Here is a 14,419-nt window from a genome sequence, read left to right as displayed (position 1 = left end):
ATGCCCAAGCGGTGGCGGCGTAACCGAGGCGGAAAACCACTTGGCCCCCCCCCCCGGAATCTGTTCAGGTCAACCGAACCACCTCTCATCCCCCTGCTGCGACAGCACCATGAGCCCTGCCGCTCCGGCCGCTCCCGCGCCTGGCCACCGCGCGACGCCCACGCCCAACCACTTGCGATGGGCAATCTCCTGCCACGCGCCCGTGCGCAGATCGAACTCCACCACATCGGTGCTGGAGGAAAACGGCCGGTTCGGGCTGTAGCTTCCGTCTGAATTCGCCAGAGCCGCGAACCTGTGCCGGTCCAGCGCCGCACCGCGATAGAAGGTTGTGTGGTCCCTGTTTGCTTCTTCAGCCATCACGTTAATCAGATGGAGAGCTGGAACGATTTCGCTCAAGTGGCAAGATCAAGACGCACGTGACCTGTCAGGTCCTCAGGCGGCGTCCGCTGCTTTCTCTGCCAACCGACCGTCTTCTGTCCGGCCTCTTCCGTTCCTTCCCGCGTTGCACGGAATCCGCCACCCGGCATCAGCAGCAGGCATTCGAACGCCGTGACTTCGATGTTCGAGAAATAGCAGTCGGGGCCCTTCACGAAAGGGGGCTCTCCGTTGAGCTGCTGTAACTGCCGCAGGGCAGGCAGCGGATCAACTCCGAAAAAAGGCTTGCCGCCGACGTGCAAGGCGAGAGCCGCAGAATGGCACATGATGCTATCGAGACCATCCTCGACGAAATCGAGCATCAGTCCGGAGACAAAGTTGATGCGACGGGAGGTCTGCAGGTCCACACCACTTTTCTTGAGCGGTCCTATCGCTTCACGGGCAGCCTCTTCTCCCATGGTTTCAAGGAGAACCTGGTAGACTTCATCATTGCTTTGCAGACCTGCCGGCCCTTCCGCCTCGATTTCGCCGTAGAGGGGCTGCGCGATGGGCCGAGCTTCGGCTTCGGACATGCCAAAGCGCAAAGGTCCCAATCCGCTCTCTGGTAAGATTTCCCAGTTATCACTCATCGGAGTTTTCCTCTGTTTCATCGGATCATGCCTGCGTTCCGCAAGCATTCCGCCTAGCTGTCACATCCCGCGAGATTGCAGATGCGCTGCCTGAACAGCTCGAGCCTGTGACGTCGCCAGTCCCTGAGGGTTGCGACGGGGGTTTGCCCCTTCAGGACTGATTGCGGGAGCTGGGCGTAGCGCAGGAGGGTCTGCTCAAGGTCCTCGCCACTCTGGATGCGCTGGCGCTGCGGGACATCCTCGTTCCTGACGTTGAAGCGCTCGACCATGCCGTTCGTCTGCGGCCGCATCGGCGGCGCGAGACGATGCTCGATGCCGAGGTCCGCGCAGGGAAGGTCGAACGCGTGTTGTCCGGTTGCAACGCGCTTGCGCAGGCCGAAGAGGCGGTCGGTGAAAGCCTTGCCGTTATCGGTCAGCACGCGGGCGATCTTCATCGGGGCCGCGCGCTCCAGATCGCGAAGGAAACGGCGGGCGTTGGCCGCGGCCTGTGCGGGATAGAAGCGCACGAAGATCCTTGCCTTCGAACCGGCGCAGCACCAGGACGTCCTGCCCCGGACCCCTGGAAATCCGGCCCATGCGGGCGTCCTGACGGAAGAAGCCACTCATGAAATACCCTCTTTCAATACCGCGAAAGTAGTGGCGCACGTCGTGCCGTGACACCCCCCCGACTGCCGTTCGCTTTGGGAGGCGCGGGCATTGGCGGCATCGTGCCGATTTGAGGGGCGGCAAGGCTGGCCGACGGGACAGGACCGAGCCCTGCCAAGATCAGGTACCGAGGCCGTCCCGGGGGGCCACAAGGGCGCAATTCCCGGTGGCCAGGATCGCGCCGAGACTGCTCTCGCCGCGGCGACCACGAATGGCCGCTTCCGTGATCCGCGGGCGGCGCGGGCTTGAGGTGTCGAACGTCGGCTATCGGCATATTCCGTTGAAAAACTCGTGCTTGATCGAGGTGCCTCTGGCTGATTCAATTCCCTCACTGGGTGGGAGGATCGGCACTGATGGGACCGCGGCAGGAGGCGCAGCCGGCGCTGTTCTGCGAGTTCTCGCTGGAAGATCATGTCCCGCCAGATCACCTTCTGCGCTCGATTGACCGGTTCGTGGATCTGTCCGGCATCCGTGCTTACCTCGCCGATTTCTAAAGCCATGCGGGTCGTCCGTCTGTCGATCCGGAGTTGCTGATCCGCATGCTGTTGGTGGGGTATTGCTTCGGCATCCGGTCTGAACGGCGGCTCTGCGAAAAGGTGCATCTGAACCACGCTTACCGTTGGTTCTGCCGCCTGGACCTCAGTGACCGGGTCCCGGATCACTCGACTTTTTCGAAGAACCGGCACGGTCGGTTCCGTGACAGCGAGCTATTGCGGCATCTGTTCGAGACCACCGTGGCCCGGTGCATCGACGAGGGGCTGGTTAGCGGCCAGCGCATGGCAGTTGATGCCAGCCTTATCGAAGCGGATGCGAACAAGCAGAACTCATCGCCGAAGGAGGACTGGGACGCGAGGCAGATCAATCCCGCTGATGCGCCCCGAGCCGTTCGCGAGTATCCGGACGTCTTGGACCAAGCCGCATTCGGCGCACCAAGCGAGGTCCAGCCCAAGTTCACCTCGCATTCCGACCCGGCGAGCCAGTGGACCGCGGCCCGGAAAGGCCCGGCATTCTTCGGCTATTCTGACAATTACCTGATCGACACGGACCATGGTGTCATCGTGGACGTGGAAGGTGAGGCGGAGCAGAAAACGATCCGGGGGATCGTTTTCCCGCCGAACGGGTCGATCCGGCAGGCCGAAGCAGGATCAACCAAGACCATGCTGAGGCGCGTGAAGGCCAGGTTCGACCGTCACCCTGAACGCCTGATCGCGGACACGGCCTACGGCACCGGGCCGATGCGGGGCTGGCTGGTCGATCGCAAGATCGCCCCGCATATCCCCGTCATCGACAAGTCGGGGCGCAATGATGGGACCTGGACCCGCGCCGACTTCGAGTGGGATGCAGAGAACGACCAATACATCTGCCCCGAGGGGCACGAGCTGAAGCAGGTCCGCCGGAACTATTCCGACCCCACCCGCGGGCCGACCGGCAAGGGGACCGCCCGCTATCGCGCCCTGAAAGAGGTCTGCCAAGCCTGCCCATCCAAGGCCATGTGCTGCCCGAACGCGGATGCTCGCAAGATCACCCGCGAGGAACAAGAAGACGCCCGACAGGTTGTCCGCCAGATCGCCAGGACCGACCAATACGTGATCTCGATGAAGCCGAGGAAGAAAGTCGAGAGGCTCTTTGCCCACCTCAAGCGCATCCTCGGCCTGAACAGGCTCCGACTACGCGGCCCATGCGGCGCAAATGACGAATTCCTGCTTGCCGCAACCGTCCAGAACCTCCGGAAACTGGCCAAGATCCTTCCCGCACCGCAGCAACTGGGAAAAGCATGACAGGAAAGGCATTCACGGCCGCCTCAGGCGGGGAATTGCTGCGGTCGCGAACAGGTGTTTTTCCACGGAATCGGCGGGGAAGCTTCGTTGGCTCTGGCTTGCAAAATCACCGAGCGACCACTATTTTTTAAGACATCCTGGAACTGGAGATGCCATCAACATGGACCTGAACCTCGCCGCATTCGCCCCTTCGATTTTGCTGCGAGAAGTTCTGTCCCATGCCTGCATCCGTTTCCCTCTCCGGCCTGTCTTGGTCCACGCCTGACGACGCGCCCCTTGTTACCGATCTCAACCTGACTTTCGGCCCGGAGCGTACCGGCATCGTCGGACGCAATGGCATCGGCAAGAGTACCCTCCTTAGCCTGATTTCTGGTGATCAGCATCCCGCTTCGGGGCAGGTCCGCGTGACCGGCTCCATCGCGATGATGCGGCAGGAGGCGTTGGAGCGGCCCGATGACATCATCGCCGATCTTTTCGGCGCACGATCCGCGCTCGATCTGCTTGACCGGGCGGAGGCCGGGCTTGCCGATGCCGATGAACTGGCAGACGCGGATTGGACCCTGCCCGCGCGGATGGAAGGGGCGCTTTTGCGCTGTGGTTTGTCGGTCGGGCCGCAGACCCTCCTGGCGACGCTATCCGGCGGCCAGCGCAGCCGTGCCGCTCTTGCCGCCCTGATCTTTGCCGAGCCGGATTTTCTGTTGCTGGACGAACCGACGAACAATCTCGACCGGGACGGTCGCAAGGCGGTGATCGACCTCATCCGGGGGTGGACAGGGGGTGCGATCATCGCCAGCCATGACCGCGAGCTTCTGGAGGAAATGGACGCCATCGTCGAACTCACCTCGCTTGGCGCGGCCCGGTATGGCGGGAATTACAGCGATTTCCGGCAGCGGAAGGACACCGAGATGGACGCGGCAGCGCGTGACCTCGCGGATGCGGAGAAAACCCGCGCCGACGCTGCCCGTCGCGCGCAGCAGGCAAGCGAACGTAAGGCCCGCAAGGACAGTGCCGGACACCGCGCGCGCGCAAGGGGCGATCAGCCGAAAATTCTGATGGACGCCGCCAAGGGGCGGGCCGAGGCGTCGGGCGGTGCGGGTGTGCGCCTGCGCGATGCCCGGCGCGAGGCGGCAGATAAGGCGTTGTCCGCCGCCCGCGTTAAGATCGAACCCCTGCAACCCTTGCGCATGGACATTCCCCCAACCGGCCTTGCCACCAGTAGAACGGTGCTGCGACTGGAGAAGGTGACCGGCGGCCATGATCCCGATCATCCCTTGATCCGTGATCTGTCGCTGACCGTGATTGGTCCCGAGCGCATTGTCATTACAGGGCCGAATGGCTGCGGAAAGACGACGCTTCTGAAGATCATTACCGGAGAGATCGTGCCGCAAAGTGGTCTCGTGGCGCTTTCGGTTCCATTTGCGCTGCTGGATCAGCATGTCCAGCTGATCGACACCGCTCTGTCCCTTCGCGATAATTTTCGTCACCTTAATCCCTTGGCTGATCCCCATACCGCGCACGCGGCACTGGCCAGGTTCGGTTTCCGCGCCGCGGATACCTTGCGTTACGCGGGAGAGTTGAGCGGGGGCGAGCGTCTGCGCGCTGGACTGGCCTGTGCCCTCGGAGCCACCCCGCCGCCGCCGTTGCTGATCTTGGACGAGCCGACCAATCACCTTGATCTTGATGGTATCACAGCACTTGAGGCTGCGCTGGCTGCTTATGATGGGGCAGTTTTGGCGATCAGCCATGACACGGCATTCCTTGACTCCCTCGCACCGGGCAGGACGATTGATCTTGGGGCATGACCGCTTTGTCCGCATACCCGCCCTCCGGACCGCGACTCTCCCAGACACCGCAGCCATCGCTGCCCGTCGCCCGGCCCGCTTCAGCAGAAATCGCGGGCGTCATAGAGAGTATGCAGCGCTTACCGTTCCAGTCGTGTTCGATATGGGGCAGCCAGTTGGCCGCCTTCGCCAGCGGCGGACCGGGGCCCGCCGTGCCATGGGCGATCCTGGTCCCATCCCGCACCCGGCAGAAGCCGATCCGCTGCTCGCGCAGATGGGCCCGGCGCCGCCACGGGATCGGCCTCTTCCCGGAGCCGCAGTCAGTTCTGCACGGCCCCGCGCGGGGTGTCCGGATGGCGGGCCGGAGGCTCCAGAACCTCGGCCCGGATCACCGCGGCATTCTCGCGTTCGGCCACCAGCCATGACGCGAAGGCCGCGCCGCCCGACCCGTCGAGCGCGTCGAGAAACACCTCGCCAAGCCGCCGCGCGGCATCCTCAAGCTCGTCAAAGCTGGCTGCGGCGTCGCCGAGACGGGTGCGGATCGCCTGCCGATCGGCGCTTAGCCCCTCGTCATCGAAGGCCACACGCTCGCGGTCAGCGATGATCCGGTGTCGGGCGGCGACTTGCCGGTCGACAGGATACGCTCTGGCGGCACCGGGCTGTTGGTGAGGTTCTCACCAGGGGCCGGGATCCTGCATGCCCGAATTGGCGGGCTCGTGGTCGCCGCGACCCTGATGCGCCGGAGGGGCGGACAAAGGCGGATCGTCGCAAACGCCGAGACGCTTGGCATGCTGCGCCGGGTGAGCTTTGCGCATCTTCTGCCCGTCGACCCGGACCGGCCGCGCGCCCTGGCGCGGCTGCACGATGTCGCTCTGGCGGTCCCGGCCACTGCGCCCGCCGCCAGACCGCGGCCGGTGCTTGGCCCGGTCCGGAGGACCGCCGTGCCGAAGTGACCCGACCTCTTTTCTTTCCAAGGAATTCCCCAATGTTCACCGAGCTTTTCTTTTCGGGTCTCACCTGTCATTTCGCCCCGGCCCCGACGCGGCGCGAGGAGGACATGACCTTTCTTGGCCGACTCCGGCGCCGGATGCGGAGGCGGCAGATTTTCGTCCCCTCGAAGGCATGCCCGACTATCTGCGGAACGAAAGCGGGCTGACACGGGGCGATATCCGCACAGCGCGCCGCCGCCACGACTGGTAGCGCCGCACCGTCGTCTCCTGCGGGAGGCCATGCCGGGACCGGGCGCCAAGGGGGGCCGCCCGCTGCTCCGGATCGTCCTTCCGATCCCGCCCGTAACGCCTCTGGATGGGTCAAGGGGAACCCGTCCGGATGACCAGGGACCGGGCCAGGACGCGCCCGTGTCGCGCCCGTGTCGCGCCGGGTTCCGCACCGCGACCTTCGTCTGCGCGGGGGTGGATCGAAGCCGTCGCGGTCGCGGAGGCGGGCTCCTGTCCGTTGGCTGCGGCCCCGAGGGGCGCCTTGTCGGCAAGAGGCCATCCCGAACCGACATAATTTATTTATCATTTATTTTCTTATTATTACTGGCTCACGCTAAGACCTCACATCAACTCCTGATCTCCCCCATCCGGCCGGACCGACACGACACCCTGCCGGATCCGGGCCTCAGGGGATCGCCGCCCGCCACCCGGCGCAATCCTATGGCGACCCTCCGTCGCGGCGGCCCGGCACTGGACAAGCCCCGCGGCCGGGCGCTAGCTCTGAGGCAAACGGAGGGGCGGATGCAGATCAGCGAAACGAGGGCCATCGTCACCGGTGGCGCGTCGGGACTTGGCGCGGCGACGGCGCGGGCGCTTTGCGCGGCCGAGGCGGCGGTGACCATTCTTGACCGGGATACCGACCGCGGCATGGAGCTGGCCGCCGAAATCGGCGCGGGCTTTCAGCCGGTCGACGTGACCGACGAACCCTCGGTCGAACAGGCCGTGGGCGAGGCCTCGGCGCAGATGGGCGGTATCACGGCCTGCATCAGCTGCGCGGGCATCGCGACGGCCGAGCGCACGCTGGGCCGGTCCGGGCCGCACGGGCTGGAAAGCTTTCGCCGCACCGTCGAGATCAACCTGATCGGCAGTTTCAACGTGCTCAGGCTGGCCGCGGCCGAGATGGCGCAGAACGCCCCCGATGACGACGGCTGCCGCGGGGTGATCGTCAACACTGCCTCGATCGCCGCCTATGACGGGCAGAAGGGGCAGGCCGCCTATGCGGCCTCGAAGGGCGGTATCGCGGCGATGACGCTGCCGCTGGCGCGCGATCTGGCCGGACTCCGGATCCGGGTGATGGCGATCGCGCCGGGGATCTTCCGCACGCCGATGCTGGAGGGGCTGGGTCAGGAGGTCATGGACGGGCTCGCCGCCGATGTGCCGAACCCGCCCCGGCTGGGCGATCCGGCGGAATACGCAGCCCTTGTGCTGCATATCCTGCAGAACGGCTACATGAACGGCGAGGTGATCCGGCTGGACGCAGGGCTGCGGATGAGATGAGCCCGCGGCAGACCCGCGTCACGCCCCTGGGCGAGATCGTCGCCGACCCGGCACGCGGTCTGTTCATGGGCAATCGCGGCTGCCTGCACGATGCCGAGGGACGGCTTGGCCGGGCGCGCTGGCGCCACAAGGCCTGGATCTGCTGTCTTTTGCAGTTTCGCGACCGCCACCGCGCGGTGATGACGCCGGGGCGCTATACCGAGCTTTTCTTTCTGGACGAGGCGGTGGCGCTGGCGGCCGGGCACCGGCCCTGCGCCGAGTGCCGCCGCGCCGATTTCCGGCGCTTCGCCCAGGCCTTCGGGGTCGGGACGGCGACAGCGCTCGATGCGGCTCTGCATGCGGCGCGGCTTTGCCCGTCCAGCCGGGATCAGCGGCGCCACACGGCCCCGGCTGCCGCCCTGCCCGACGGCGCCTTCGTGCTGCTGGAGGGAACCCCGCATCTGATTCTGGGCGCCGCCGCCCTGCCCTGGCAGCCTTTGGGCTATGGCGCGGCCCGCCCCCGCCCCTTTGGAGAGGTCACGGTTCTGACCCCGGCGCCGACGGTCGCGGCACTGGCGGCGGGCTATCGGCCGGTGCTGCACCCAAGTGCCGCCGCCGGACCGGGCTAGCCTGCGTTCTCGGCCTTTTCGGCCAGCTCCAGCCAGTCTTCCTCGGCCTTGGACAGGGCCTCCTGCCGCGCGACCAGCGCCTCGGTCGCCTTGCGGAATTTCACCGGCTCGCGGGTGAAAAGATCGGGGTCGTCGAGCAGTTCCTCGAGCTTGGCGATCTCGGCCTCCAGCCGCGCGATCTCGGCCGGAAGCGCGTCGAAGCGGTGCTTTTCGGTATAGCTGAGCCCCGGCGCCTTCTTCGGGCGTGAGGGTTCCGGTTTGGCCTGCGCGGCGGAAGGTTTCTCGGCGGACTTCCCGCCGGTCCGGTCGGAACCGGCGGTCTCGGCCCGCTGCGCCCGGTAATCGCTCCAGCCGCCGGCATAGACGACCGCGCGGCCGTCGCCCTCCATGGCGACGGTGGTGGTCGCGACGCGGTCGAGGAAATCGCGGTCGTGGCTGACCAGAAGGACGGTGCCGTCGAAGTCCGACACCAGCTCCTGCAACAGATCGAGCGTCTCGACGTCGAGATCGTTGGTCGGTTCGTCCAGCACCAGCAGGTTCGATTCGCGCGCCATGATCCGGGCCAGCAGCAGCCGCGCCCGTTCGCCGCCGGAAAGGGACCGCACCGGCGCGCGGGCCTGGGCGTCGTCGAAGAGGAATTCCTTGAGATAGCCCACGACATGCTTGGGCTGACCGCGGACCAGAACCTGGTCGGCCTTGCCCGACACCCGCATCTCGGGATCGCCGGTCAGGCTTTCCCACAGCGTCATGTCAGGGTCGAGCGCCGCGCGATTCTGGTCGAAGACGGCCATCTGCAGATTGGTGCCAAGCCGGACCTCGCCGCTGTCGGGGGCAAGCTCGCCGGTCAGCATCTTCAGAAGCGTGGTCTTGCCGACACCGTTGGGACCGACCAGTGCCACCCGCTCGCCGCGCTGGACGCGCAGCGAGAAGGGCTTGAGGATGACGCGGTCGCCGAAGCTCTTTGAAATCTCGGTGGCTTCGATCACCCGCTTGCCGGATTTGGGCCCCGCCTCCAGCGCCATCGCCGCGGTGCCCTGGCGGCGGATCATCGCCGAGCGGTCGTCGCGCATGGCATGCAGTGCCCGCAGGCGGCCCTGGTTGCGTTTGCGCCGGGCCGAGATGCCCTCGACCGCCCAGCGGGATTCGGCCTTGATCTTTCGGTCGAGCTTGTGGCGAGCCTCGTCCTCGTCGGCCCAGACCTTGTCGCGCCAATCCTCGAAGTCGGCAAAGCCACGATCCTGGCGGCGGACCTCGCCCCGGTCGATCCACAGCGTGGCCCGGGTCAGGGCGCGCAGGAAGGCGCGGTCGTGCGAGATCAGCACATAGGCCGACCGGGTCTCGGCCAGCTGGGCCTCGAGCCAGCCGATGGCCTCGATATCGAGATGGTTGGTGGGCTCGTCGAGCAGCATCAGGTCGGGTGCGGCGGCCAGCAGGCGCGCCAGCGCCGCCCGCCTGCGCTCGCCGCCCGAGGCGGTGGCGGCCGGGGCGGAAAGATCGAGCTTGAGCCCCTCGGCCGCCATCTCGGCGCGATAGCCCTCGCCGGGGGCCAGTGCCGCGGCGGCGAAATCGCCCAGCGTGGCATAGGCCGAGAGGTCGGGCTCCTGTTCCATATAGCCGACGGAGGTGCCGGGCGAGAGCACGCGGGCGCCGGAATCGGGTTCGACGAGGGCGGCCATGACCTTCATCAGGGTCGATTTGCCCGACCCGTTGCGGCCGACCAGCGCGACCCGGTCGCCTTCCTGGATCACCAGATCGAGCCCGGCAAAGACCGGGCCTCCGCCGAAGGTGAGCGAGATCGACGACAGCTGAAGAAGGGGTGCGCGGGCCATGAGCGCTGGGTATGATGCCGGGTTGCGCCGGTCAAGCGGCAGAAGAGGGAAACCCCGGGCGGGGCGGGGCGGGCAAAATTCTTCGGCGAAGAATTTTGGGACCCGGGGCGGCGGCGCCGGGGACCGTTCACGGAATTTCGTGCGAAATTCCGGGCGCGCTATCCGGCCGAGGCGCGCAGCAGTCGTTTGCGGGCGGGAGGAATCGCCCGGATTTCGAGCCCGGTGAAGACATGCAGCGTGTTGAGGTCGCGATCGACCACCGCATGGTCGGACACCCAGCCGCCCATCACCAGATAGCTGCGCAGGAGCGGCGGCATCCCCAGCATCGCCCGCCGGGCATCTGGCTGGCGCCGCCGCAGCATCTGCCCGAAGCGGAACACGTTCGGCGCCTTGACCCTCGGCAGCCAGCGTTTCGGCGCCAGATGCCGGTCCTGCAAGAGCGCGAAGGCATCCATGTAGGTCTCGGCCTCGGTGCCCTTGAAGGACGAGCAGCCGAACAGCATCTCGACCTTCTCCTCATCCACGAATCGGGTCATCGCCCCCCAGGCCACGCGCAGGATGTCGGGGTCGCGCCAGGCCGGGTGGATGCAGAACCGCCCCATCTCGACCATCGGCCCGTCGAAGGTTTCGAGCGCGGACAACTCGTAATACTGGGCCGAATAGCTTTGCCCGATCTCGGCCCCGCCCTTCAGCGGCAGCAGCCGGAAACAGCAGACCAGCGTGCCGCTGCGGGTCTCCTCGACCAGCACATGGCGGCAAACCGCATCGAAGCAATCCGCGTCGGCCCCTTCGGGATGGGTGTCCGTGGCGCGAAAGGCCAGATAGCGCAGGCGCTGCGCGGCGAGAATGTCGGCCGGGGTTTCGGCCAGCCGCGCGGCATAGCGGCCCTTGCGAAGTGACAGCATCGTGACGGCTCCACGGGACTGGCGGGACTGGATCGCCCGCCTAGATATTGTCCGAAGGCCGATAGCACACAAGATGTGACGAAACCCTGACAGGACCCGCGAGACCAAATGACCCAGAAAGTTTCCAAACCCGATTCCGAATGGCGCGCCGAGCTGTCGGACCTCGCCTACCGGGTCACCCGCAAGCACGCGACCGAACGCCCCTTTTCGCATGACGATTTCCCGAAGGCGCCCGGCACCTACACCTGCGTCTGCTGCGGCGCCCCGCTTTTCGCGCAATCCGACAAGTTCGACAGCGGCACCGGCTGGCCCAGTTTCACCCGTCCGGCCAGCCCCGAGGCGGTCGGCGAGCAGAGCGACCGGAGCCTTCTGATGAAGCGCACCGAGGTGCATTGCGCGGCCTGCGCGGCCCATCTGGGCCATGTCTTTCCGGATGGCCCCGCGCCGACCGGGCTGCGCTACTGCATCAACGGCGTGGCGCTCGACTTCACGCCGGAAGGCACCGGAGACGGCACCGACGCGGACTAGCGTCAGAGCCCGATCCCCAGGCCGCGTCCCGGGCGGGACGCGGTGCGCGCCTAACGGTCGCCGATGATGTCCTCGGCATTGAACTGGCCGATATTGCCCAGCATCTGCCGCAGGAACGAGACGCCCTTGATGTTGCTTTCGGTCACACGCCGGTTCAGCGCGATCACGCGGCCGTCCTCCAGCCCGAACCGTTCGACATTCTCGACCGTCCCGGCCTTGTCGAAGGAGATCGCGACGACCTGACGCTCGGTCTCCTTGGGTTCGCGGAAACCGACCGTCTCCCAGTCGCTTTGCACGTAATACCATGCGTCGTCGCGCATCACGCCGCCCATCGTCGGCGGTCCGACCAGTTCGGCCACGCTGTCGCGCGTGTCGACACCGACCGTGACCCCGGCGAGATCCTCGTCGGACGGAGCATAGCCGTGGCTGCGCTGGATCGGAGAGCAGGCCAGCAGACCGGCGGAGAGAATGGCAGTCAGCGCCAGTTTGGCGTGCACTGCCCGGGGCCTTGCCATCGCAACCTCTTGTCACAGGGGTTTTTCACTTCTATCCCGCTTAGCAGATCGTATGCCCCGGGTTCAAGAATGGAACGTGAACCATGGCCAACACAGCTGAAACGCCCAAAGGCACCCACCCGCCCCTGCGGCTTGACCGCCGCGGAGGCCGCGACCCGGTCGCCTTCACGCTGATCCCCGAACCCGCCGAGCGCAGCGAGATCGCCGGTCGGCTCGGCCTTTCCGCGCTGAAGAAGCTGCGCTTCGCGGGCGAGATCCGGCCCGAAGGCGCGCGCGACTGGCGGCTCGAGGCCGAGCTTGGCGCCACGGTGGTGCAGCCCTGCGTCGTCACGCTGGCGCCGGTGACCACGCGGATCGACAGTCCGGTCCTGCGGCTTTACCGCGCCGACATGCCGTCCCGGCCCGAGGGCGACGAGATCGAGATGCCCGAGGACGACAGCGAGGAACCGCTGCCCGACACGCTCGACCTGGCACGGGTGATGGAAGAGGCGCTGGCGCTGGCGCTGCCGCTTTATCCGCGTGCCGTGGGGGCCGAACTGGGCGAGGCGACCTTTGCCGCGCCCGGAACGGCGCCGATGCAGGATGCCGAGGTCAAGCCCTTTGCCGCTCTGGCCCGGCTTCGCGACCGTGCGGAGGGCGAAACCGACGACGGCCAGGACGGCGAGACCGGCGGACGCGACAGCGGCGACTGATCGGGGCGGACGGGTTTTGCCGCGGGCCCTGCCCCGGCCTGCGACCTCGCCCCGCCCCTTTGAGCGTGCTGCGGGGCCGGTTTCGGGATCGGGATACCCCGGTGTCGCAACGCGACGGAAAATCGCGCCTCGCACCTGAAAGACAGGGCGAGAAAGGGGCTTGCGCCCGACCAGAATCGCAGTATGTTCCCGGCCTCGCTTGCACGATGGATCGGACGCCGCGCCAAGGGCGCTGAGAGACGCGCGTTCCCAACGAAAGAACACCGGGCCAAGGCCCCTCCAGACCGAGGTTGAGACATGGCTGTCCCTCAGAATAAAGTCACGCGGTCCCGCCGCAACCAACGCCGTTCGCACGATGCGCTCGTCCCGGGCAACCCGGCCGAATGCTCGAACTGCGGCGAGCTGAAGCGTCCGCACCACGTCTGCGCGGCCTGCGGCCATTATGACGATCGCGAGATCGTGGCCCAAGCCGACGAGATCGACCTGGACGAAGAAGACGCGGCATAATCCGCCCCAAAAGGCGCGCGTCTCTCCATGACCGAAGAGCATCTCCAGGAGCTGCGCGCCGCCCCGCGCACCGTGATATCGGTGGACGCCATGGGTGGCGATCGCGGCCCTGCGGCTGTTGTCGCGGGCATTGCCTTGTCCGCAGCCAAGAATCCGGACATCCGCTTCATTCTGCATGGGCAGCGCGACGAGCTTGAAAAGCTGGTCGCGCGTCGCAAGCCCCTGCGCGGGCGGGTGGAGATCCGGCATGCGGATGGCGTCGTCACCATGGACGCCAAGCCCAGCCATGTGATGCGCCACGGCCAGGACACCTCGATGTGGTCGGCCATCGACTCGGTGCGCCATGGCGAGGCCACGGTGGCCGTGTCCTGCGGCAATACCGGGGCGCTGATGCTGCTGTCGATCATGCGGCTCAGGAAACTGCCGGGCGTGAACCGGCCGGCCATCGCCTGTCTTTGGCCGTCGCGCAATCCCGGCGGCTTCAACGTGATGCTCGATGTCGGCGCCGATGTGCGCGCGGACGAGCGCGACCTGCTGCAATATGCGCTGATGGGCACCTCTTATGCCCGGAACGGGCTGGGGCTCGACCGGCCGCGCGTCGGGCTTCTGAATGTCGGCACCGAAGAGAACAAGGGCCGGGCCGAGCTGAAGGCCGCCCATGACCTGATCGAGGCCGCGGCAGAAGAGGCGAATTACAGCTTCGTCGGCTTCGTCGAGGGCGGCGATATCCCCTCGTCGAAGGTCGATGTCATCGTCACCGACGGGTTTACCGGCAATGTGGCGCTGAAGACCGGCGAGGGCACCGCCAAGCTGCTGGGCGATTTCATGCGCGAGGCCTTCACCGCGACGCCGCTGTCCAAGGTCGCGGCCCTGCTGGCCTATACCTCGCTCAGGCGTCTCAAGAAAAGAATGGACCCCAGGCGCGCCAATGGCGGCGTGTTCCTCGGGCTGAACGGAACGGTGGTGAAATCGCACGGCTCGTCGGATGCGACGGGCGTGTCGGCTGCGGTCAAGCTCGCCTTCGAGCTGGCGCAGTCGGGCTTCACCGAACGTCTGGCCGCGCGGGTTGCGGCCAGCAATGCGACAGGACCGGACGCGCTCCGGGAACTTGCCGGCGGGCGTAAGGGGTAGG

General features: G+C 66.6%; 14 protein-coding genes and 2 pseudogenes. 9 read left to right on the top strand and 7 right to left on the bottom strand.

Features of this window, described 5'->3' with window-relative positions; translation table 11 throughout:
• Positions 1-69 precede the first annotated feature (69 nt).
• The 3 genes and pseudogenes from BYZ73_RS10095 to BYZ73_RS10085 form a co-directional block, all read right to left on the bottom strand.
• Positions 70-396, bottom strand: a complete 327-nt coding sequence (locus BYZ73_RS10095; protein ID WP_112315847.1) for a hypothetical protein — start codon at positions 394-396, stop codon at positions 70-72.
• The gene (locus BYZ73_RS10090; protein WP_112315846.1) at positions 393-1,004 is read right to left on the bottom strand and encodes a hypothetical protein; all 612 of its coding nucleotides are present in this window, start codon (positions 1,002-1,004) and stop codon (positions 393-395) included. Before BYZ73_RS10090 ends, BYZ73_RS10095 begins: the two co-directional genes overlap by 4 nt.
• A 53-nt stretch (positions 1,005-1,057) precedes the next feature.
• Positions 1,058-1,516: pseudogene (locus BYZ73_RS10085) on the bottom strand (transposase family protein); the annotation flags it as partial.
• 483 nt (positions 1,517-1,999) lie between these two features.
• Here BYZ73_RS10085 and BYZ73_RS10080 point away from each other — a divergent pair.
• Both BYZ73_RS10080 and BYZ73_RS10075 read left to right on the top strand, forming a co-directional pair.
• Positions 2,000-3,427, top strand: a pseudogene (locus BYZ73_RS10080) (IS1182 family transposase).
• A gap of 218 nt (positions 3,428-3,645) precedes the next feature.
• Positions 3,646-5,229 carry an ABC-F family ATP-binding cassette domain-containing protein gene (locus BYZ73_RS10075; RefSeq protein ID WP_112315845.1) on the top strand — a complete coding sequence of 528 codons (1,584 nt, stop codon included), beginning with the start codon at positions 3,646-3,648 and terminating at the stop codon, positions 5,227-5,229.
• Positions 5,230-5,528: 299 nt separating this feature from the next.
• Here the strand turns inward: BYZ73_RS10075 and BYZ73_RS10070 are convergent, their stop codons facing one another.
• Positions 5,529-5,792, bottom strand: coding sequence for a hypothetical protein (locus BYZ73_RS10070; protein ID WP_112315844.1), 264 nt, complete (start codon positions 5,790-5,792; stop codon positions 5,529-5,531).
• Between the two features lie 81 nt (positions 5,793-5,873).
• Here BYZ73_RS10070 and BYZ73_RS10065 point away from each other — a divergent pair, with 81 nt between their 5' ends.
• From BYZ73_RS10065 to BYZ73_RS10055, 3 genes are all read left to right on the top strand, one after another.
• On the top strand, positions 5,874-6,161 hold the full coding sequence (locus tag BYZ73_RS10065; protein ID WP_181498017.1) for a hypothetical protein: 288 nt from the start codon (positions 5,874-5,876) through the stop codon (positions 6,159-6,161).
• 786 nt (positions 6,162-6,947) lie between these two features.
• The gene (locus BYZ73_RS10060) at positions 6,948-7,703 is read left to right on the top strand and encodes an SDR family NAD(P)-dependent oxidoreductase (RefSeq protein WP_108027670.1); all 756 of its coding nucleotides are present in this window, start codon (positions 6,948-6,950) and stop codon (positions 7,701-7,703) included.
• Positions 7,700-8,311, top strand: a complete 612-nt coding sequence (locus tag BYZ73_RS10055; RefSeq protein WP_112315842.1) for a hypothetical protein — start codon at positions 7,700-7,702, stop codon at positions 8,309-8,311. Before BYZ73_RS10060 ends, BYZ73_RS10055 begins: the two co-directional genes overlap by 4 nt.
• Here the strand turns inward: BYZ73_RS10055 and BYZ73_RS10050 are convergent.
• The gene (locus BYZ73_RS10050) at positions 8,308-10,140 is read right to left on the bottom strand and encodes an ABC-F family ATP-binding cassette domain-containing protein (RefSeq protein ID WP_112315841.1); all 1,833 of its coding nucleotides are present in this window, start codon (positions 10,138-10,140) and stop codon (positions 8,308-8,310) included. The genes BYZ73_RS10055 and BYZ73_RS10050 overlap by 4 nt on opposite strands.
• A 158-nt stretch (positions 10,141-10,298) precedes the next feature.
• Positions 10,299-11,045, bottom strand: a complete 747-nt coding sequence (locus tag BYZ73_RS10045) for a GNAT family N-acetyltransferase (protein WP_108027673.1) — start codon at positions 11,043-11,045, stop codon at positions 10,299-10,301.
• 108 nt (positions 11,046-11,153) lie between these two features.
• Between BYZ73_RS10045 and msrB the strand changes: the two genes are divergently transcribed.
• Positions 11,154-11,573 carry a peptide-methionine (R)-S-oxide reductase MsrB gene (msrB, locus tag BYZ73_RS10040; protein ID WP_112315840.1) on the top strand — a complete coding sequence of 140 codons (420 nt, stop codon included), beginning with the start codon at positions 11,154-11,156 and terminating at the stop codon, positions 11,571-11,573.
• Positions 11,574-11,623: 50 nt separating this feature from the next.
• Here the strand turns inward: msrB and BYZ73_RS10035 are convergent, their stop codons facing one another.
• Entirely contained in the window at positions 11,624-12,070 is a 447-nt protein-coding gene (locus BYZ73_RS10035; protein WP_342750304.1) for an outer membrane protein assembly factor BamE, read from the bottom strand.
• A 101-nt stretch (positions 12,071-12,171) separates the two neighbouring features.
• Here BYZ73_RS10035 and BYZ73_RS10030 point away from each other — a divergent pair, with 101 nt between their 5' ends.
• From BYZ73_RS10030 to plsX, 3 genes are all read left to right on the top strand, one after another.
• The gene (locus BYZ73_RS10030; RefSeq protein ID WP_112315839.1) at positions 12,172-12,780 is read left to right on the top strand and encodes a YceD family protein; all 609 of its coding nucleotides are present in this window, start codon (positions 12,172-12,174) and stop codon (positions 12,778-12,780) included.
• Between the two features lie 297 nt (positions 12,781-13,077).
• The gene (rpmF, locus tag BYZ73_RS10025) at positions 13,078-13,287 is read left to right on the top strand and encodes a 50S ribosomal protein L32 (RefSeq protein WP_108027677.1); all 210 of its coding nucleotides are present in this window, start codon (positions 13,078-13,080) and stop codon (positions 13,285-13,287) included.
• A gap of 27 nt (positions 13,288-13,314) precedes the next feature.
• A complete protein-coding gene (gene plsX, locus BYZ73_RS10020; protein ID WP_112315838.1) occupies positions 13,315-14,418 on the top strand; it encodes a phosphate acyltransferase PlsX in 1,104 nt (367 codons plus the stop codon).
• The last annotated feature ends 1 nt before the right edge of the window (position 14,419 follow it).

This window comes from Rhodovulum viride, from assembly GCF_003265965.1.
In the GTDB taxonomy this organism is placed as follows: domain Bacteria; phylum Pseudomonadota; class Alphaproteobacteria; order Rhodobacterales; family Rhodobacteraceae; genus Rhodovulum; species Rhodovulum kholense.
This window is presented reverse-complemented; position numbering and strand designations above follow the sequence as displayed.